Source organism: Mesorhizobium calcicola (assembly GCF_042682105.1).
Classification (GTDB): Bacteria; Pseudomonadota; Alphaproteobacteria; order Rhizobiales; family Rhizobiaceae; genus Mesorhizobium; species Mesorhizobium calcicola.
In genome coordinates, this window is the sequence record NZ_JBHUGY010000064.1 from 74,893 (window position 1) to 91,521 (window position 16,629).

Genomic DNA, 16,629 nt, shown 5'->3' on the forward strand with positions numbered 1-16,629 from the left:
CAGTGCTGCCTGGAAGCGATCCTGACCGACTGGACTTTGCCGAGGGGCGCGCTGTATTTCGTCACGCTGTCAGCACGCTCGCGCCCCGCCAAGGTCGAAGCCGTTGCCGGTTTCATGGCAGCACGCCTCTCACAGCCAAGCTGGCCGGTTCCAAAATAGCCGCAGCACCCGCTGGGCCTAGAGCCGGATGATTTCAGGTCGAATCGACCTGAAATCTGAATCCGCCTCTAACTCAAAGAGATAGAGCATGATGTCATCCTAGCCGGATTGCCCGACGGCGACGGTCGTTTTCAGCAGCCGAACTATGTCTGTCGCCTTTGAAGGCACGCCGATCAAATACCCCTGGGCTTCGACACAGCCATCCTTGCGCAGAATGTCGAGCTGCATCTCGGTTTCGACGCCCTCGGCGGTGACCGTGATGCCGAGCTCGCTGCCCAGCCCGATGATGGTGCGAACGATCGCCGCCGTATCGCGATTGCCGATGTCGCGGATGAACGAACGGTCGATCTTGATCTTGTCGACGGGAAAGCGCCTGAGATAGCCGAGCGAGGAATAGCCGGTGCCGAAATCGTCCAGCGCAATGCGGATGCCCAGTTCGCGCAATTGACGCAGCGTCTTCAGCACGGTCTCGCTTTCGTCCATCAGCACGGTTTCGGTGATTTCGAGTTCCAGCCGGCTGGCCGGCACCCCGGAGAAGGCCAGCGCCGAGATGACGTTGCGGGCAAAGCCGCTGCTTTTGAGCTGGACGGCCGAGACATTGACCGCGATGCGCAGGGCGGAAGGCCAGCCAGCCGCCGCCGCGCAGGCTTTCCTCAATGCCCATTCGCCAAGCCGCACGATCAGCCCCGTTTCTTCGGCGACCGGAATGAAGTTGTCCGGCGCCACCGTGCCGCGTGTCGGCGAATGCCAGCGCATCAAGGCCTCCGCGCCGACGATCTCGCCGGATTCTATGTTCATGATGGGCTGGAAATCGAGATCAAATTCCTGGCGAGGCAGCGCTGTCTCGAGGTCGGCCTCAAGCGCCCGGCGCGTTTGCACCGTGGCGTCCATTCCGGGCTCGAAGAAGCGGTACAGGTTGCGCCCCTCGCTCTTCGCTCGGTAGAGCGCCGTATCGGCGTTCTTCAGCAGCGTGTCTGCATCCCTGCCATCGTCGGGGAAAACGGCGATGCCCAGGCTGATGCCGACATGCATGTCCCGGTTCTTGTCGCGAAACGGTTTTGCGATCACCTCGACGATGCGCTTCGCCATTTTTTCCACTTCGGCCAGGCCTCTGGAAGGGAACTGGATGATGACGAATTCGTCACCGCCAAAACGCGCGACGACGTCTGTTTCATTGCGCAGGCAACGCTGCAGCCTCTCGGCCACGCTCTTCAACAGCCAGTCGCCGGCCGGATGTCCCCAAGTGTCGTTGACGGCCTTGAAGCGGTCGAGATCGAGAGAGAAGATTGCCAGCGGTGCGGCAGCGTCCTCCAACGCATAGTCGAGCCGTTCGCGAAACATCGAGCGATTGGGCAGTCCCGTCAGCGTGTCGTGATGCGCAAGATGGGTCATGCGCTCTTCGGTGCGGCGACGTTCGGTGACGTCGTCGAAGGTCACCACCCAGCCGCCGCCGCTCATCGGCCGGCGTGTGACTAGAACCGTCCTGCCGTCGGTAAGATACCGATAGGCCGAATGCGTTTTGGCCGCCGCCAGGCAGGCTTGGGTTTTGGCGACTTCGCTGTCGACGTCGATCTTCGTATAGATGCCGAGTTCCAGCAATCGTTCGAGCGCGTCGCGGTGCGTCGTTCCAATCGGGAAGTCCGCCGCCGTGACGTTGTAGAGCTCCAGAAAACGCCGGTTGCGCACGATCATCTTGCTATCGGCGTCATACATCAGCAGGCCTTGCGACATGTTGGCAAGCGCTGCGTCGAAGCGCCGGTGCTGCTCCTTGAGATCCTGTTGGGCGCGCCGCTGTTCGGTGATGTCCTCGTAAATCGAGACCCAGCCGCCCGAAGCCAGCGGGCGATGCGAGATGTTGATGATGCGGCCATCCGACAGCGTCTCCTCGTAGGTCGAGGGTTTCGCCTGGTCGATATAGGGCTTGCGGATGGCATAGAGTTCGTCGGCGCTTTGCGAGGCGATACCGATGTCGACGCTGTGGCGCAGGATGTCGAGAAACCGGATGCCGGGCCGCATCACCCTGGGGTCGAGGCAGAAGATGTTGATGTAATTGCCGTTGCAGATGATCATGCGCTCGTCGGCGTCGAACATGCACAAACCATACGACATGTTCTCGACCGCGGCCGAAAAGCGTTCGTTCTGTTCGCGCAGTTCGTCTTCCATGTGGCGCGACCGATCCATGCCTTCGGTCCCCGGTTCCGGGACGGGCGAACCATCCTTGGCATCAGCGACGGGCATGAGGCGCGCCTGCGGATCGTGATCGAACGGTCTAGTGTGGTCGCCGCCGGTTAATTTAGCGTTTTTCAGCCGATGGCGGGTGCGGTTACCTGGCGCCGCGCATTATCGAGCGCCGAAAAACGCTTCAGGAACGCATTCTGCGCCCAGGTCACCGAGCGTGGCGTGAAATCGAAACGATCGGCATTGAAGCCGCGCGGCCGGCCGAAGTATTCGGTCGCCTCGGCGGTCGAAAAACCGGCAAGCAGCGTTGCTTCGAAATAGGCGGCGATCTGGTCGGCGCGCTTGATCTCCTTGCGCAGCGCCGCGGCTGGTTCCGCCAGGGAGAAGCGAAGGTGGATGGCGCGCTGCAACCGCAATTCACAGTCCTTATAGCTGCCGCCCATCACCGATTTGAACGGCGAGATCATGTCGCCGATGACATATTCGGGGGCGTCGTGCAGCAGGGCCGCCAGCCGGGCGTCGGCCGAAGCCTCGGGCACCAGGTCGCCGTACAGCGCCTCGACCAGCAGCGAGTGCTGGGCAACCGAAAAGGCGTGCTCGCCGCGGGTCTGGCCGTTCCAGCGGGCGACGCGGGCGAGCCCATGCGCAATGTCCGATATCTCGATGTCGAGCGGCGAGGGGTCGAGCAGGTCGAGCCGGCGGCCGGACAGCATGCGCTGCCAGGCGCGTGCCGGCGCGCCGACGCGATCGGCCGCCATCAGGCCTCCTCCGCGCTGACGGCTTCCTGCGGGAAGCTGAACTTCGCCCAGCCGGGAATGGTCACGGCAACCGGAACGTCTCCCGCCATGATCGGCTGACCGGCGTCGAGCGCCGCCTTGACCCTGTCGATGCGGGCAATGGCGAGCCCAGCCGTGCCGGCATTCGAACCAAGCGTCCCGACCGGCCGCGCATCGACGGTGAGTTCCGTGCCAGCGGCGGGCAGGGGAAGTCCAGCCTGGATGATCAGCACGCGCCGCCTGGCCGTGCCGCGGTGCTGCATGCGCGAAACAACCTCCTGGCCGACATAGCAGCCCTTCTTGAAGCCGACGCCGCCGGTTTCGTCCAGCAGCACGTCGTGCGGAAAGGCATCGCCAAGTTGGTAGTCGGCCCCACTTTCGGCAATGCCGCTGGCGATGCGGAAGGCCTGCCATGCCGCAAGGTCGCTCCGCCCATCTGTTTCGCCATAGGAACGCGTGACAGCGGCGTTCGGAAAGCGCGTGTCGGCGACTGCCGTTGAATCAGATTGTGAGGTGGTTGACTCATTTCCCCACGCGACGGTGACAAGCGCCTGATCGGCCTTGGCAATCTCGACCTTCGCGCGCAGTTTATACAGCGTCAGCCGGCGGACGAAATCGTCTGAAATGTCGGCACGGCATTCGAGCCGGAATGCATTCTCGCCGGCGCGCGAGATCAGGAAATCGAACAGGATCTTGCCTTGCGGCGAAAGCAGTGCACCGGGCTTTGCCTGGCCGGGTGTCAATACGTCCAGGTCGGTGGTCAGGATGTTCTGCAAAAAATGCTCGGCATCAGGACCCGAGACGGAGATGAGTGCGCGGTCTTTAAGCTGGGCAAAGGGCATGGGCGGAAAAGCAGCCTGATCTTGCAAAACGGTCGGCCTTTACGTAAGCCGCTGGCACTCCCCCCGCAAGAGAGCATGGCCATGACCTACGACCTCATCCTGACAGGCGGCACCGTGGTCAACCATGATGGCGAGGGGGCTCGCGACATCGGTGTGAAGGACGGACGCATCGCTGCCGTCGGCGATCTCGGCCAGGCCTCGGCCGGCGAGACGGTCGACTGCCGCAGCCTGCACATCCTGCCAGGTGTCGTCGACAGCCAGGTGCATTTCCGTGAGCCGGGGCTTGAGCACAAGGAAGATCTGGAGACCGGTTCGCGGGCGGCGGTGCTGGGCGGCGTCACCGCCGTGTTCGAGATGCCCAACACCAATCCGCTGACCACCAGCGAGGCGGCACTCGCCGACAAGGTCCGGCGCGGCAGTGGCCGCATGCATTGCGATTTTGCCTTCTGGGTAGGCGGCACGCGTGAGAATGCGAAGGATGTCGGCGAGTTCGAGCGGCTGCCGGGCGCGGCCGGGATCAAGGTTTTCATGGGATCGTCCACCGGCGACCTGCTGGTCGAGGACGACGAGGGCGTCGCCTCGATCCTGAGGAATACGCGCCGCCGCGCCGCCTTCCACTCCGAGGACGAATTCCGGCTGCGCGAGCGTCTGGGCGAACGCATCGAGGGCGACCCGTCATCGCACCCCGTGTGGCGTGACGAGATCGCCGCTTTGCGCTGCACCGAGCGGCTGGTGCGCATCGCGCGCAATGTTCGAGCCCGCATCCATGTCCTGCACATCTCGACCGCGGAGGAGATCCTGTTCCTCGAGCAGCACAAGGATGTCGCGACCTGCGAGGCGACGCCGCACCACCTGACCCTGTCGGCTGACGACTACGCGCGGCTGGGCACGCTGATCCAGATGAACCCGCCGGTGCGCGAAAGGCGCCATCGCGATGGCGTCTGGCATGGCATCGCGCAAGGCATCGTCGATGTGCTCGGCTCCGATCACGCACCGCACACACTGGCCGAGAAAGCCAAACCCTATCCGGCCTCGCCGTCGGGGATGACCGGTGTGCAGACGCTGGTGCCGATCATGCTTGACCATGTCAATGCTGGCCGGCTGACGCTGCAGCGCTTTGTCGATCTCTCCAGCCATGGTCCGCAACGGATCTTCGGCATGGCGAGAAAAGGCCGCATCGCCGCCGGCTACGACGCCGATTTCACCATTGTCGACATGAAGCGGCGTGAGACCATAACCAACGCACAGGCCGGCTCGAAAGCCGGCTGGACACCTTATGACGGCAGGCAAGTCACAGGCTGGCCGGTCGGCACCGTCATCCGCGGCCGCCGCGTGATGTGGGAAGGCGAGATCGTCACGCCGGGCCAGGGCAGGGCAGTGGAGTTTTCCGAGGCATTGCCTCGCTAGGCTCCTACCTCCCGCAAGGCGGGCCAAAAAGGCTCAATCGCCGGCGACGAAGAATGTCCACTGCCCGGTAGGCGTGATGCCGACGCGGTAGAAGATGTAGGCGCCGAACTGCTTCATGTCGTCGAAATCGCCAGCGGTGACGATCTTGAACAGTTCGACGCGCTGCTTGGCATCGAGCTTGTCCAATGGCAGCGCGAAGAAATACGGCCAGACATAGAGCTCTTCCGGCTTGCCGGCATCGAGGTGGACGTAGCCGGCATTGAGCACTTCCTCCAGGATGGCCAGGATTTCCTGGCCCTCCGGGTCGCCGGAGAGACCCTTGAGGAAGGCGATGGCGTCGCCGTCTATATCGGTCAGCGACAATTGTGTGGTGTTGTCGCCCGTGCCGATCAAGGGCCGCAGCTTTTCGATGTCGCCGCTCTTGCAGGCCTCGACAATCAGGTCGTGCATGCGCCGTACCGGTTCTGGCAGCGTGCCGAGATCGTAGACGACCTCAGGCACCGGCGTCTCCGGATCGACGCGCGGCCTGGTCACGCTGCCGCCGCTCGGCGGGCTGTCCGGCTCCGCTTCGCCAGGGGCAACCGGCTTGCTGGCTGGAGGTGGCGTTCCGACCGGGTCGGGCATTGGCACGGTGCTTCCCGGCGGCGACATGTCGTCATCCGCCGACGGCTGGACCGGTGAGGGAAGCTCTTCGCGCTTGATCTCACTCAGGGCATGAGCGGGACTGCTCACGAGAACCAGGGGGAACGCGGCACAGCAGGCGACGAGACTGATGCAAAGGGCCAAGCCACGCGGCTTGCCTGACATCGAAAAATTCACTGCCCGCTTCTCCTTGATTCCGGGCATTATGCCCGAGCGGCATATCGTCAAAGAACCGGACGTCGGTTCAGTGCCGCAGCCGTTCAGGTTCGAAGGCGCCAGCAATCACCTTTTCACGCATACGGTCGAGCAGGGCAAGGGCCGAGGTCTCGCCATTGGCACGCAACATCTCGCCAAACGCCGTCTCGAGCGCTGCTTCGGCAATGATCTCTGGCTCTATGCCGGCGGAGAGACCTTCCGCCCAGGCTTCGCTGTGGCTTTCCACGGCGGTCAGGCGTTTCTCTTCCCTGACCAGCGCGTCGATGTCGTTGACACCATGTTCCATATGCGATGTCCACCCTTTCAAGCGGCGATCCGTCGATGCGGATCAGGCTTGATCTGTTCATTTCACACGCAAGGTCAATTAAGTATTTGTAAATACGACATTTTTTTGATCGTTTTTTACAAAGGCCGATTGCCTTGTGCGGAGCTGCGTTCAACTCGGGCCAAACTTAGCCGATTAGGGCGGCCTGCGGGGCGAAAACCTTCAGTTTGAGTTAATTCCGCATTCGCGGAGTAAGGTTTCATTAATACTGTTGCAGAAGTGCCACATGAGGATTGCACCAAGATGTCACTTGGCACAAGCCGGATAAATCGGCCGTCGCCAGCGATGGTCCGGATATCTGTGGATGAGCGGTCGCGAGCACTTAAGCGCGTCGCGTTGAAACGGGTTCGGTCGACGCGCTTTTTTTAGCTTTTGTCCTAATGCATCTCGCTGTCCCAAAACCGCGGCGCGCTTTTGGGCGACATGCATTAGTTGCCGTAACGCGAGGCGATGTCGCGCGACAGCGTCTCGCCTTCTTTCATATAACGGCTGATGGCTTCAGTCGCCGAGGGGGTGCATCGCGTGTAGGTGCCGCCGAAGGAGCGGTAGCCGCGATTGAAGCTGGCGATGAAGCGGGCGCGCCGCTCGGCGTCGGGATTTTCCGAATCGAGCAGCTTCTGCATCTCGATACGCCACTGGTCGCCTTTCTCACCGCACAAATTGCGCAGGAAATGCAGCGACCCCAGAACTTCCGCCAGCCGCATCAGCCCGGGCTCGAACGGCGACTCGGCGCTGAGCGCCGGCCGTGTCGAGACGACCGTGCTGGCGGCAAGGCATACAGCGAGGAGCATGGATCGACGGTTCATAAGCCTTCTCTGCCCAACGGTGTTAGCCGTTGTGGTCCGCCCAACGGCGTTGGCCGTTGCGGCTCCGCCAAACAGCATAAGCCTTTGTGGCGAAACAATTTGTCGCCCGCAAGGCGATTTTCTCGGCTGCACCCCGGCGTTTCAGCGAAGGCCCAACAAGTCCTCGGCGACGGCAAAGACCGAGCCGGCGAGCGGCAGCCCCGCCATTTCGCCGAGCGTGTAAAAGGCGGCTGTCTCAGCGTCGTCGCTGGCCACCGCCTCGCCGCCGGCATAGGCAGCGCCAAAGACTGTGAGGAGATAATCGACCGGATGGCGGTCGTCCCTGCCGTCGATGTGGATTTCCCGAAGCGGGCGGTAATCGGCGGCGTGCAAGCCGGTTTCTTCCAGCAGTTCCCGCCTGGCCGCTGCCTCCAGCGTTTCGCCGGCCTCGACCTTGCCGCCCGGAAATGCATAGAGCCCCTGCGACGGCTGTCGCGCCCGCTTGACCAGGAGCACGGTGTCGCCACGCACGACAGCCACCGAGACTGCCGGAAGTGTCTTGCGCGCTTCGTTCATGGCTTCCCGATCAGGCTCGTTTGAAGGCAGGACTGTTGTGGACCGCCCAGCATGGGGAAGCTTTAGCGGTTGCGCAACGCCGGTTCCATCGCCACTTTCAAACCGAACCAGTCGAAGGGTGCCAGTCGACCATGTGCGGACGTTTTGCCTTGACCGCGACGCCGGATCAGACCGCCGCCTTTCTGGACGTGGCGGGGCTTGAGGATTTCCCGGCGCGCTACAACATCGCGCCGACGCAGCCGATCCTGGTGGCGACCGCCGGCGCCCCGCGGGCACCTGGCTCCAATCTGCCGGACCGCCAGCCGATGCTGGTGCGCTGGGGGCTGATCCCGACCTGGGTGAAGGACACCAGGGAGTTTCCGCTGCTGTTCAACGCACGCTCTGAAGGGGCCGCCGAAAAGGCCTCGTTCAAAGCCGCCATGCGCCATCGCCGTGCGCTGGTGCCGGCATCCGGCTTTTACGAGTGGCGGCAAACCGGAGGCAAGAAGGGACAGCCCTATTGGATACGGCCCAGGCATGGCGGGTTGGTCGCCTTTGCGGGACTGATCGAGACCTACGCCGAGCCGGGCGGTTCGGAAATGGACACCGGCGCCATCCTGACCGTCAATGCCAATGCCGACATCGCCTATATCCGCGACCGCATGCCGGTGGTGGTCGATCCCAGGGACTTCGCCCGCTGGCTGGATTGCCGCACGCTTGAGCCGCGCGATGTCGCCGACCTCTTGCGGCCGGCGCAGCTTGATTTCTTCGAGGCAATTCCGGTTTCCGACCTCGTCAACAAGGTCGCCAACACCGGACCGGAAATTCAGGAGAGGGGCGTCCTGGGGCCGGAGCCCGAGAAGGTCAGGCGCCAGAAGTCCGACACGGACAACGGTCAGATGACGCTGTTTTAGAGCATGATCCTGAAAAGTGGTCCCGGTTTTCGGGAAAGATCACGCTCAAACAAGAGGACGTAAGCTGGAGGCGCCTGTCGGCGCCATCATGCCCGGCGCCTTTGGCGCCGGCCGCGCACCGCTTCAGGCAGCGCGGGGCGATACGATCTTCTGCGCCGGCTTTTTCTTCTTCGCGGTGTGGAGAAGGGCGGCGACGATCGCGGCCGGGCCGATTGCGCGATAGTGGTTGGCCAGCGCCGGTTGCTTGACGCGGGTGGCTTCCTGCTTGCTTCGAGGCATGTTTCTCTTCCCAGGTAACGTTTTCGTGTTCGCGTTTGACCGTTGAATCCGACCAAATCGTGACGTTTGGTGAACTAGCCGGCGAATGTTTCATGACTGTGCCGACATGTTTAATAAAATGTTTCACTGCCTGATTCTGCGTGATCGAGCGAAGCGTTTGCCAATCTTTGCGGCGTTTTTCTCGGAATCAGCGGCTTGACGGCAACACTGACCAAGGCGATAAAGCCGCCCATGAAAACGTCTTTCGCCATTTGTGGCATTTGCATTATTGGCTAGCCTCGCGCTGGTCCGGACGTTTTCGCCTCATCTTTCCACAGATTGGACAAACGCCCCGGCCAGCAGGCTGGAATCCGGTTTACGCCTTGGCGCAAGCTGGCTCCATCCAAACAAAAGTTCTGAATCGGGAAGGCACGAATGTCTGACGCATCGCAGGGCTTGCGCCTCTACAACACGCTGACGCGGAAGGAAGTGGATTTCGTCCCGATCGATCCGCGCAATGTGCGCATGTATGTCTGCGGCCCAACGGTCTACGACTTTGCCCATATCGGCAATGCCAGGCCGGTAATCGTGTTCGACGTGCTGTTCCGCTTGTTGCGCCATCTCTATGGCGAGACGCACGTCACCTACGTGCGCAACATCACCGACGTCGACGACAAGATCAACGCGCGCGCCTTGCGGGACTTCGGCGGCGAGATCGCTTCAGGCAGGCTCTCGCTCAACGAGGCGATCCGGCGGGTCACCGAAAAGACCGCCGACCAGTTCCACAAGGATGTGGCTGTTCTCGGCTGCCTGGAGCCGACGGTCGAGCCGCGCGCCACCGAATTCGTCGAGCCCCGCGCCGATGGCAAGGCCGACATGATCAGCTTGATTCAAAGCCTGATCGAACGCGGCCATGCCTATGTCGCGGCAGGCGAAGTCCTGTTCGACACCGCCTCGATGCCGGACTACGGCCAACTGTCGAAGCGCAATCTCGACGAGCAGCAGGCCGGTGCTCGGATCGCTGTCGACGCGCACAAGAAAAACCCGCAAGATTTCGTGCTGTGGAAGCTGTCCTCGCCCGAGGAGCCCGGCTGGAATTCGCCATGGGGCAGGGGCAGGCCGGGCTGGCACATCGAATGCTCGGCGATGTCGGCCGCCTATCTCGGCGAGGTCTTCGATATCCACGGCGGCGGGCTCGACCTGATCTTCCCGCACCATGAGAACGAGATCGCCCAGTCGCGCTGCGCCCATGGTACCGACGTCATGGCCAACATCTGGATGCACAACGGCTTCCTGCAGGTTGAAGGTCAGAAGATGTCGAAGAGCCTCGGCAATTTCTTTTCGATCAACGAACTGCTGGAGACGGAGACTTTTGGCGGCCGCAAATGGCCGGGAGAAGTGCTGCGGCTGGCGATGCTGATGACACACTATCGCGAGCCCATCGACTTTTCCGTGCGCAAGCTGGAGGAAGCCGAAAACACGCTGCGCAAATGGAAGCGGGCGGCCGATCTGGCACCGGGGGCGGGGCAGTTGCCGGTGGAGGTCATCGACGCCTTGTCGGACGATCTCGCCACCTATGCCGCCTTCCAGGTCCTGACGCAGTTGGCCGGCGAGGCCGCGGACGGCAACGAAGCCGCCGCTGCGCTGAAGGCATCGCTGCTGTTTCTCGGCTTCGATGTCGCGTCGGCCGACATCGATGAAGGTGGTGTTGCCAAGGCAATCGCCAATCGCCTCGCGCTCATCGCCGCAAAGAACTGGACCGAGGCCGACCGCATCCGCGACGAGTTGCTGGCGCAAGGTGTACAGTTGAAGGACGGCAAGGACCCCGTCACTGGCGAACGTGTGACCACCTGGGAGGTCAAGCGGTGAGGGCGGTGCTGGATACCAAGTTGGCGAAAGCGCCGATGACAGCCAATCTCCCCCCTTGCGGGGGAGATGTCCGGCAGGACAGAGGGGGGTGGGAAGGATCGCCAACCTCTCAATCCATTCCCATCGACAGACGGCTCAGGGCATCGCCACAATTGGCTGATAGGCCGGAGGGACAGCACCCCCCTCTGTCCTGCCGGACATCTCCCCCGCAAGGGGGGAGATTGGCCGTCATTTATGATTTCGCCAACCTCAAAAACGAGGGTGCCTAATGGGTCACGACCTCGTCTCGTCGCGCCAGCGCAGGAACGCAAAATCCATGCGTCGTGTAATGACCGACGCCGAACTGAAGCTCTGGAACGAGCTTCGCGCGCACAGGCTGATGGGATTGAGCTTTCGCCGGCAGGTGCCGATCGGCCTCTACATCGTTGATTTTGCCTGCTCGGACAAAAAGCTGATCGTGGAGGTCGATGGCAGCCAGCATGCAGACGCTGAGCATGTCGAGCGCGATGTGGAACGCAGCGCTTATTTGAAGAGCAGCGGCTGGACCATCCTGCGCTTCTGGAACGACGACGTCATTCGCGATATCGACAATGTCTGCCAGCATATCGTGATCGAGGCCGGTCTGGCCGGCGCCGAAATGCCGGCAAGCGAACCAGCAAGGGAGTCCGTTCCATGATCGATCATCTCGGCATCACCGTGGCCGATTTCGATGCTTCGAAGGCTTTCTACGACAAGGCGATGGCTCCGCTTGGCGCCTTGCTCCTTTACATGGTCCCGCTGGAATACACCGGTGGCGCCAAGGTCGGTGGTTATGGCCGTGACCGGCCGGTGTTCTGGCTGAGTTCGGCCAAGGACAAGCCGAGAGATCGCCAGCACGTCGCCTTCACCGCGCGCAGCCGCGCCGAGGTCGATGCCTTCTATGCCGCGGCACTTGCCGCCGGCGGCAAGGACAATGGCGGGCCGGGCCTGCGCCCGCACTATCACGCCAACTATTACGCCGCCTTCGTTTTCGACCCCGACGGCAACAATGTCGAGGCCGTCTGCCATGCCCCGGAGTGACCAGCGATGAGCCTCGACAACCGGCCGATCTACACCGGCGGCTGCCAATGCGGCGCGGTGCGCTTTCGTGTCGAGGGCGCGCTTGGCGACGCTTCGATCTGCCATTGCCGTATGTGCCAGAAGGCGTTCGGCTCGTTCTACGCGCCGCTGGTGTCGGTGCGCGGCGCCAGGCTCGACTGGACCCGCGGCGAGCCGAAATATTTCCGCTCTTCCAGCCATGTCGACCGCGGCTTTTGCGCCGATTGCGGCACGCCGCTGACCTTCACCGCGCCGGATGGTGTCGGTCTCGCCATCGGCGCGTTCGACAATCCGGCGGAGATCGTGCCGCTGATCCAGTGGGGCACCGAGGCAAAACTGCCCTATGTCGACACGATCCCGCAATTGCCGGGCGAGGAGACGATGGCCGACATATCGTCGGCCCCCTATCTGGCCGATCTCGTCTCCTATCAGCACCCGGACCACGACACCGAACAATGGCCGCCGAAGGAAAGATCATGACCGAAACAATACGAACCGGCGGCTGCCAGTGCGGCGCGGTGCGCTTCCGCATCAAGGGCGCGCTCGGCCGTCCGTCGATCTGCCATTGCCGCATGTGCCAGAAGCAGTTCGGCTCGTTCTTCGGTGCGCTGGTCATCGTGCCCAAGGATGGCGTCGAATGGACCCATGAAGAACCGAGCTATTTCCAGTCGTCGGTCAACATCGATCGCGGCTTCTGCGCCCGTTGCGGGACGCCGCTGACCTACCGCCAGCCCGGCGGACTGGAGATTGCCATCGGCGCCTTTGACGACCGTTCCGATCTCGCCCCGCAAATCCAGGTCAACTACGCCGCGCGGCTTCCCTGGGTGGAGACGATCTTCGATCAGCCCGTCCATCAGGACCCCGACTACTATGCCCGGCAGGAGCAGATCATTTCCTTCCAGCACCCCGACCATGAAACGGCGGACTGGCCGACCAAGGGTTTGCAGCTATGAGCAGCCAATTGCGTAGCCTCTATCCCGAGATCGAGGCGGTCGAGTCCGGCATGCTCGACGTCGGCGACGGCCATCAGGTCTATTGGGAACGCTCCGGCACCAGGGGCGCCAAGCCGGCGGTGTTCCTGCATGGCGGGCCGGGCGGCACCATCTCGCCGAAACACCGGCGGCTGTTCGACCCAAAGCTTTACGACGTCATCCTGTTCGACCAGCGCGGCTGCGGAAAGTCGACGCCCAACGCCTCGCTCGAAGCCAACACCACATGGCATCTCGTCGCCGACATCGAACTGCTGCGCGAGATGGCCGGTTTCGACAAATGGCTGGTGTTCGGCGGCTCCTGGGGCTCGACGCTGGCACTGGCCTATGCCGAGACACACCCTGATCGCGTCAGTGAACTGGTGGTGCGCGGCATCTACACGCTGACGCGCGCGGAACTCGAATGGTATTACCAGTTCGGTGTCTCGGAAATGTTCCCGGACAAATGGGAGCGGTTCCTGGCGCCGATCCCCGAGGCCGAGCGCGGCGACATGATGGCCGCATACCGCAAGCGGCTGGTGGGCAGCGACCGCAACGCGCAGATCGAGGCAGCCCGCGCCTGGAGCCTGTGGGAGGGCGAGACGATCACGCTTTTGCCCGAGCCCGAAACCAGCGGCCCGTTCGGGCAGGATGATTACGCCATCGCTTTTGCCCGTATCGAGAACCATTATTTCGTCCATGGCGGCTGGCTGGAAGAGGGGCAGTTGCTGCGCGATGCCTGGAAGCTTAGGGATATTCCCGGCACCATCGTCCATGGCCGCTACGACATGCCGTGTCCGGCGCACTATGCCTGGGCGCTGCACAAGGCCTGGCCAAAGGCGGATTTCCACCTGATCGAGGGTGCCGGCCATGCCTATTCGGAGCCGGGCATCCTGGACCAGCTGATCCGGGCGACGGACAGGTTTGCGGGGAAATGACCATGACCCGCGAGCGCCTCTATCTCTTCGACACCACCTTGCGCGATGGCCAGCAGACGCCGGGCATCGACTTTTCCGTCGAGGACAAGATCGCCATCGCCAGATTGCTCGACGACTTCGGCCTCGACTATGTCGAGGGCGGTTACCCCGGCGCCAACCCGACCGACACCGCCTTCTTCCAGGAGAAGCGCACGGCGCGCGCCAAATTCGTTGCCTTCGGCATGACCAAGCGGGCAGGGGTGTCGACGTCCAACGATCCCGGCCTTGCAGCCCTTGTGCAATCGAAGTCGGACGCCATCTGCTTCGTCGCCAAGAGCTGGGATTACCATGTCCGCGTCGCGCTTGGCTGCACCAACGAGGAAAACCTCGACGCCATCAAGGCCTCGGTCGAGGCGGCGATTGCCGCCGGCAAGGAGGCGATGGTCGACTGCGAGCATTTCTTCGATGGTTTCAAGGCCAATCCCGACTATGCGCTGGCCTGCGCCAGGACGGCCTACGATGCCGGCGCGCGCTGGGTGGTGCTGTGCGACACAAATGGCGGCACGCAGCCGTCGGAAGTCCGCGCCATTGTCGAGAGCGTCATCGCCTCCGGTATTCCCGGCGGCCATCTCGGCATCCATGCCCATGACGACACCGGCCAGGCCGTCGCCAATTCGCTGGCCGCGGTCGAGGCCGGCGTGCGCCAGATCCAGGGCACGCTCAACGGCATCGGCGAGCGCTGCGGCAATGCCAATCTGATCTCGATTGTGCCGACTCTGGCGCTGAAGCCGGCGTTCTCGAGCCGATTTGACACCGGTATTTCGGCGGAGGCCTTGACCGGCGTCTCCAGGCTGTCGCGCGCCTTCGACGAGCTCTTGAACCGTGCGCCGGAAGCGCAGGCACCCTATGTCGGCGCCTCGGCCTTCGCCACCAAGGCAGGCATCCACGCTTCAGCCCTGGCCAAGGAGCCGGCGACCTATGAGCACGTGCCCCCGGAAACGGTCGGCAACCGCCGCCGCGTCATGGTCTCCGACCAGGGCGGCAAGGCCAATTTCCTCGCCGAGCTGAAGCGGCGCGGCATCGAGGTGCCGAAGGACGATCATCGGCTCGATGCGCTGATTGCCGTGGTCAAGGAGCGTGAAGCCGAGGGCTACGCCTATGAAGGCGCCGACGCCAGCTTCGAGCTGTTGGCGCGCAAGATGCTGCACGGCCTGCCGGAATTCTTCAACGTCACCTCGTTCCGCTGCATGGTCGAGCGCCGCTTCGACGCCAACGGCCAGCTGAAGACGGTGTCCGAAGCGATCGTCAAAGTGCTGGTCGACGGCGAGGAGAAGATGTCGGTGGCCGAGGGGCATGGCCCGGTCAACGCGCTCGATATCGCGCTGCGCAAGGATCTCGGCAAATTCCAGGGCGAGATCGCCGACATGGAGCTCGCCGACTTCAAGGTGCGTATCCTCAATGGCGGCACCGAAGCGATCACCCGCGTGCTGATCGAATCGCATGACGGCACCGGCGCGCGCTGGTGGACGGTCGGCGTGTCCGAAAACATCATCGACGCCTCGTTCCAAGCGCTGATGGATTCCATCATCTACAAGCTGATGAAGAATCGCGAGATGGCCGGGCTGGTGGCGGCGGAGTAGTTCCTCGCCCCGCCGAGCGAGGGAGAGGAATCCAGGTTCTGCGAGGGCGATCGCCAAATAGAGCGGCGAACGCCTTTGAACCATCAGCGAAAGTCCATTGATCCATCAGAACTTTGCGATGGTCTTGTCAAGGTGGCTGGGCCATAGCGTTGGCCCATGGCCACTCAAGCACTTACCCTGGACGCCGATTCAAAGGCCCGTCGCGGCTTTCTGCTGGCGCTTGGCGCCTATCTCCTGTGGGGGTTGCTGCCCTTCTACATGAAGGCGGTGGCGCATTTGCCGCTCGCCGAAGTCATTGCCCACCGTATCGTCTGGTCGGTGCCGATCGCCGCTGCCGTGCTGGTCTGGGCCGGCCGCACGGCGGATTTCAAGGCGGCACTTCGCTCACCTCGCACCATCGCCATGGCCGCCCTGACGGCGGCTCTGATTTCGGTCAACTGGGGCATCTATGTCTGGGCGATCGCCGTCGACCGCACCGTCGAGACCGCGCTCGGCTATTACATCAATCCGCTGGTCAGCGTCGTCGTCGGCGCGCTGCTGCTCGGCGAGCGCCTCGACCGGCTGCAGATCGCCGCGGTGGTGCTGGCGGCGATCGCGGTCGCGGTGCTGACCATCGAAGGCGGCAAGCTGCCCTGGGTGTCGCTGGCATTGGCATTTTCCTTCGCCGCCTACGGTTTCTTCCGCAAGACGCTGCCGATCGGCCCGAGCCAGGGCTTCCTGCTCGAAGTGCTTTTGTTGTCGGTGCCGGCGCTGGGCTACATCGCCTACCTGATCGCGACCGGGCAGGACCACATCGTCTCCGGCAATGCCACCGACACGGCATTGCTGATCGGCTGCGGTCCGGTCACATCGATCCCGCTGCTGCTGTTCGCCTTCGGCGCCAAGCTGCTGCGCCTCTCCACCATCGGCATCATGCAATACATCGCGCCGACCATGGTGTTCCTGATCGCCGTCCTGATCTTCGACGAGCCTTTCGGCACCACCCAGGCCGTCGCGTTCGCCCTCATCTGGGCGGCATTGGCGATCTATTCCTGGTCGATGCTGACGAGCGCGCGCAAGGCTTCTGTCAGGTAAGAGGCTGTTTCGAAATTCGCCTGGCGA

At 63.0% G+C, this 16,629-nt stretch carries 19 protein-coding genes and 1 pseudogene; 11 read left to right on the forward strand and 9 right to left on the reverse strand.

Annotated elements, in window-relative coordinates; genetic code table 11:
* Positions 1-9 precede the first annotated feature (9 nt).
* Positions 10-159: pseudogene (locus ACFSQT_RS33320) on the forward strand (LysR family transcriptional regulator); the annotation flags it as partial.
* A gap of 99 nt (positions 160-258) precedes the next feature.
* On the opposite strand, the gene ACFSQT_RS33325 reads toward ACFSQT_RS33320, so the two are convergent.
* The 3 genes from ACFSQT_RS33325 to ygfZ all read right to left on the reverse strand — a co-directional run bounded on the left by ACFSQT_RS33325 (position 259) and on the right by ygfZ (position 3,955).
* Positions 259-2,397 (reverse strand): putative bifunctional diguanylate cyclase/phosphodiesterase, encoded by a 2,139-nt coding sequence (locus tag ACFSQT_RS33325; RefSeq protein WP_379026056.1) that lies wholly within the window; start codon positions 2,395-2,397, stop codon positions 259-261.
* 65 nt (positions 2,398-2,462) lie between these two features.
* Positions 2,463-3,095, reverse strand: a complete 633-nt coding sequence (locus tag ACFSQT_RS33330) for an HD domain-containing protein (RefSeq protein ID WP_379026058.1) — start codon at positions 3,093-3,095, stop codon at positions 2,463-2,465.
* Positions 3,095-3,955 carry a CAF17-like 4Fe-4S cluster assembly/insertion protein YgfZ gene (ygfZ, locus tag ACFSQT_RS33335; protein ID WP_379026060.1) on the reverse strand — a complete coding sequence of 287 codons (861 nt, stop codon included), beginning with the start codon at positions 3,953-3,955 and terminating at the stop codon, positions 3,095-3,097. The genes ACFSQT_RS33330 and ygfZ overlap by 1 nt, the downstream gene beginning before the upstream one ends.
* 75 nt (positions 3,956-4,030) lie before the next feature.
* Between ygfZ and ACFSQT_RS33340 the strand changes: the two genes are divergently transcribed.
* Positions 4,031-5,362, forward strand: coding sequence for a dihydroorotase (locus tag ACFSQT_RS33340; protein ID WP_379026062.1), 1,332 nt, complete (start codon positions 4,031-4,033; stop codon positions 5,360-5,362).
* Positions 5,363-5,395: 33 nt separating this feature from the next.
* On the opposite strand, the gene ACFSQT_RS33345 is transcribed toward ACFSQT_RS33340, so the two are convergent.
* The 4 genes from ACFSQT_RS33345 to ACFSQT_RS33360 form a co-directional block, all read right to left on the reverse strand.
* The gene (locus ACFSQT_RS33345; protein WP_379026064.1) at positions 5,396-6,181 is read right to left on the reverse strand and encodes a hypothetical protein; all 786 of its coding nucleotides are present in this window, start codon (positions 6,179-6,181) and stop codon (positions 5,396-5,398) included.
* 67 nt (positions 6,182-6,248) lie between these two features.
* Complete coding sequence (locus ACFSQT_RS33350) at positions 6,249-6,506, reverse strand: hypothetical protein (RefSeq protein ID WP_008874920.1); 258 nt, start codon at positions 6,504-6,506, stop codon at positions 6,249-6,251.
* A gap of 467 nt (positions 6,507-6,973) precedes the next feature.
* The gene (locus ACFSQT_RS33355; RefSeq protein ID WP_379026066.1) at positions 6,974-7,351 is read right to left on the reverse strand and encodes a TIGR02301 family protein; all 378 of its coding nucleotides are present in this window, start codon (positions 7,349-7,351) and stop codon (positions 6,974-6,976) included.
* 141 nt (positions 7,352-7,492) lie between these two features.
* Positions 7,493-7,906 (reverse strand): NUDIX hydrolase, encoded by a 414-nt coding sequence (locus ACFSQT_RS33360; protein ID WP_379026068.1) that lies wholly within the window; start codon positions 7,904-7,906, stop codon positions 7,493-7,495.
* A 131-nt stretch (positions 7,907-8,037) separates the two neighbouring features.
* On the opposite strand from ACFSQT_RS33360, the gene ACFSQT_RS33365 reads away from it, so the two are divergent.
* Positions 8,038-8,799: an SOS response-associated peptidase gene (locus ACFSQT_RS33365; protein ID WP_379026070.1), complete on the forward strand. Its 762-nt coding sequence runs from the start codon at positions 8,038-8,040 to the stop codon at positions 8,797-8,799.
* Positions 8,800-8,922: 123 nt separating this feature from the next.
* Here the strand turns inward: ACFSQT_RS33365 and ACFSQT_RS33370 are convergent, their stop codons facing one another.
* Together ACFSQT_RS33370 and ACFSQT_RS33375 are read right to left on the reverse strand one after the other, a co-directional pair.
* Positions 8,923-9,078 (reverse strand): hypothetical protein, encoded by a 156-nt coding sequence (locus ACFSQT_RS33370; protein WP_379026072.1) that lies wholly within the window; start codon positions 9,076-9,078, stop codon positions 8,923-8,925.
* Positions 9,079-9,188: 110 nt separating this feature from the next.
* Positions 9,189-9,344 (reverse strand): hypothetical protein, encoded by a 156-nt coding sequence (locus ACFSQT_RS33375; RefSeq protein ID WP_379026074.1) that lies wholly within the window; start codon positions 9,342-9,344, stop codon positions 9,189-9,191.
* Between the two features lie 148 nt (positions 9,345-9,492).
* On the opposite strand from ACFSQT_RS33375, the gene cysS reads away from it, so the two are divergent.
* The 8 genes from cysS to rarD all read left to right on the forward strand — a co-directional run bounded on the left by cysS (position 9,493) and on the right by rarD (position 16,602).
* A complete protein-coding gene (gene cysS / locus ACFSQT_RS33380; protein WP_379026076.1) occupies positions 9,493-10,926 on the forward strand; it encodes a cysteine--tRNA ligase in 1,434 nt (477 codons plus the stop codon).
* A 268-nt stretch (positions 10,927-11,194) separates the two neighbouring features.
* A complete protein-coding gene (locus ACFSQT_RS33385; RefSeq protein ID WP_379026078.1) occupies positions 11,195-11,602 on the forward strand; it encodes an endonuclease domain-containing protein in 408 nt (135 codons plus the stop codon).
* A complete protein-coding gene (locus ACFSQT_RS33390) occupies positions 11,599-11,985 on the forward strand; it encodes a VOC family protein (protein ID WP_379026080.1) in 387 nt (128 codons plus the stop codon). The genes ACFSQT_RS33385 and ACFSQT_RS33390 overlap by 4 nt, the downstream gene beginning before the upstream one ends.
* A 6-nt stretch (positions 11,986-11,991) precedes the next feature.
* Positions 11,992-12,483: a GFA family protein gene (locus tag ACFSQT_RS33395; protein ID WP_379026082.1), complete on the forward strand. Its 492-nt coding sequence runs from the start codon at positions 11,992-11,994 to the stop codon at positions 12,481-12,483.
* Positions 12,480-12,956 (forward strand): GFA family protein, encoded by a 477-nt coding sequence (locus ACFSQT_RS33400; protein ID WP_379026084.1) that lies wholly within the window; start codon positions 12,480-12,482, stop codon positions 12,954-12,956. Before ACFSQT_RS33395 ends, ACFSQT_RS33400 begins: the two co-directional genes overlap by 4 nt.
* Positions 12,953-13,909 carry a prolyl aminopeptidase gene (gene pip / locus ACFSQT_RS33405; RefSeq protein ID WP_379026086.1) on the forward strand — a complete coding sequence of 319 codons (957 nt, stop codon included), beginning with the start codon at positions 12,953-12,955 and terminating at the stop codon, positions 13,907-13,909. The genes ACFSQT_RS33400 and pip overlap by 4 nt, the downstream gene beginning before the upstream one ends.
* The gene (gene cimA, locus ACFSQT_RS33410; protein ID WP_379026088.1) at positions 13,906-15,528 is read left to right on the forward strand and encodes a citramalate synthase; all 1,623 of its coding nucleotides are present in this window, start codon (positions 13,906-13,908) and stop codon (positions 15,526-15,528) included. Before pip ends, cimA begins: the two co-directional genes overlap by 4 nt.
* A 156-nt stretch (positions 15,529-15,684) precedes the next feature.
* Entirely contained in the window at positions 15,685-16,602 is a 918-nt protein-coding gene (gene rarD, locus ACFSQT_RS33415) for an EamA family transporter RarD (RefSeq protein WP_379026090.1), read from the forward strand.
* Positions 16,603-16,629 lie beyond the last annotated feature (27 nt).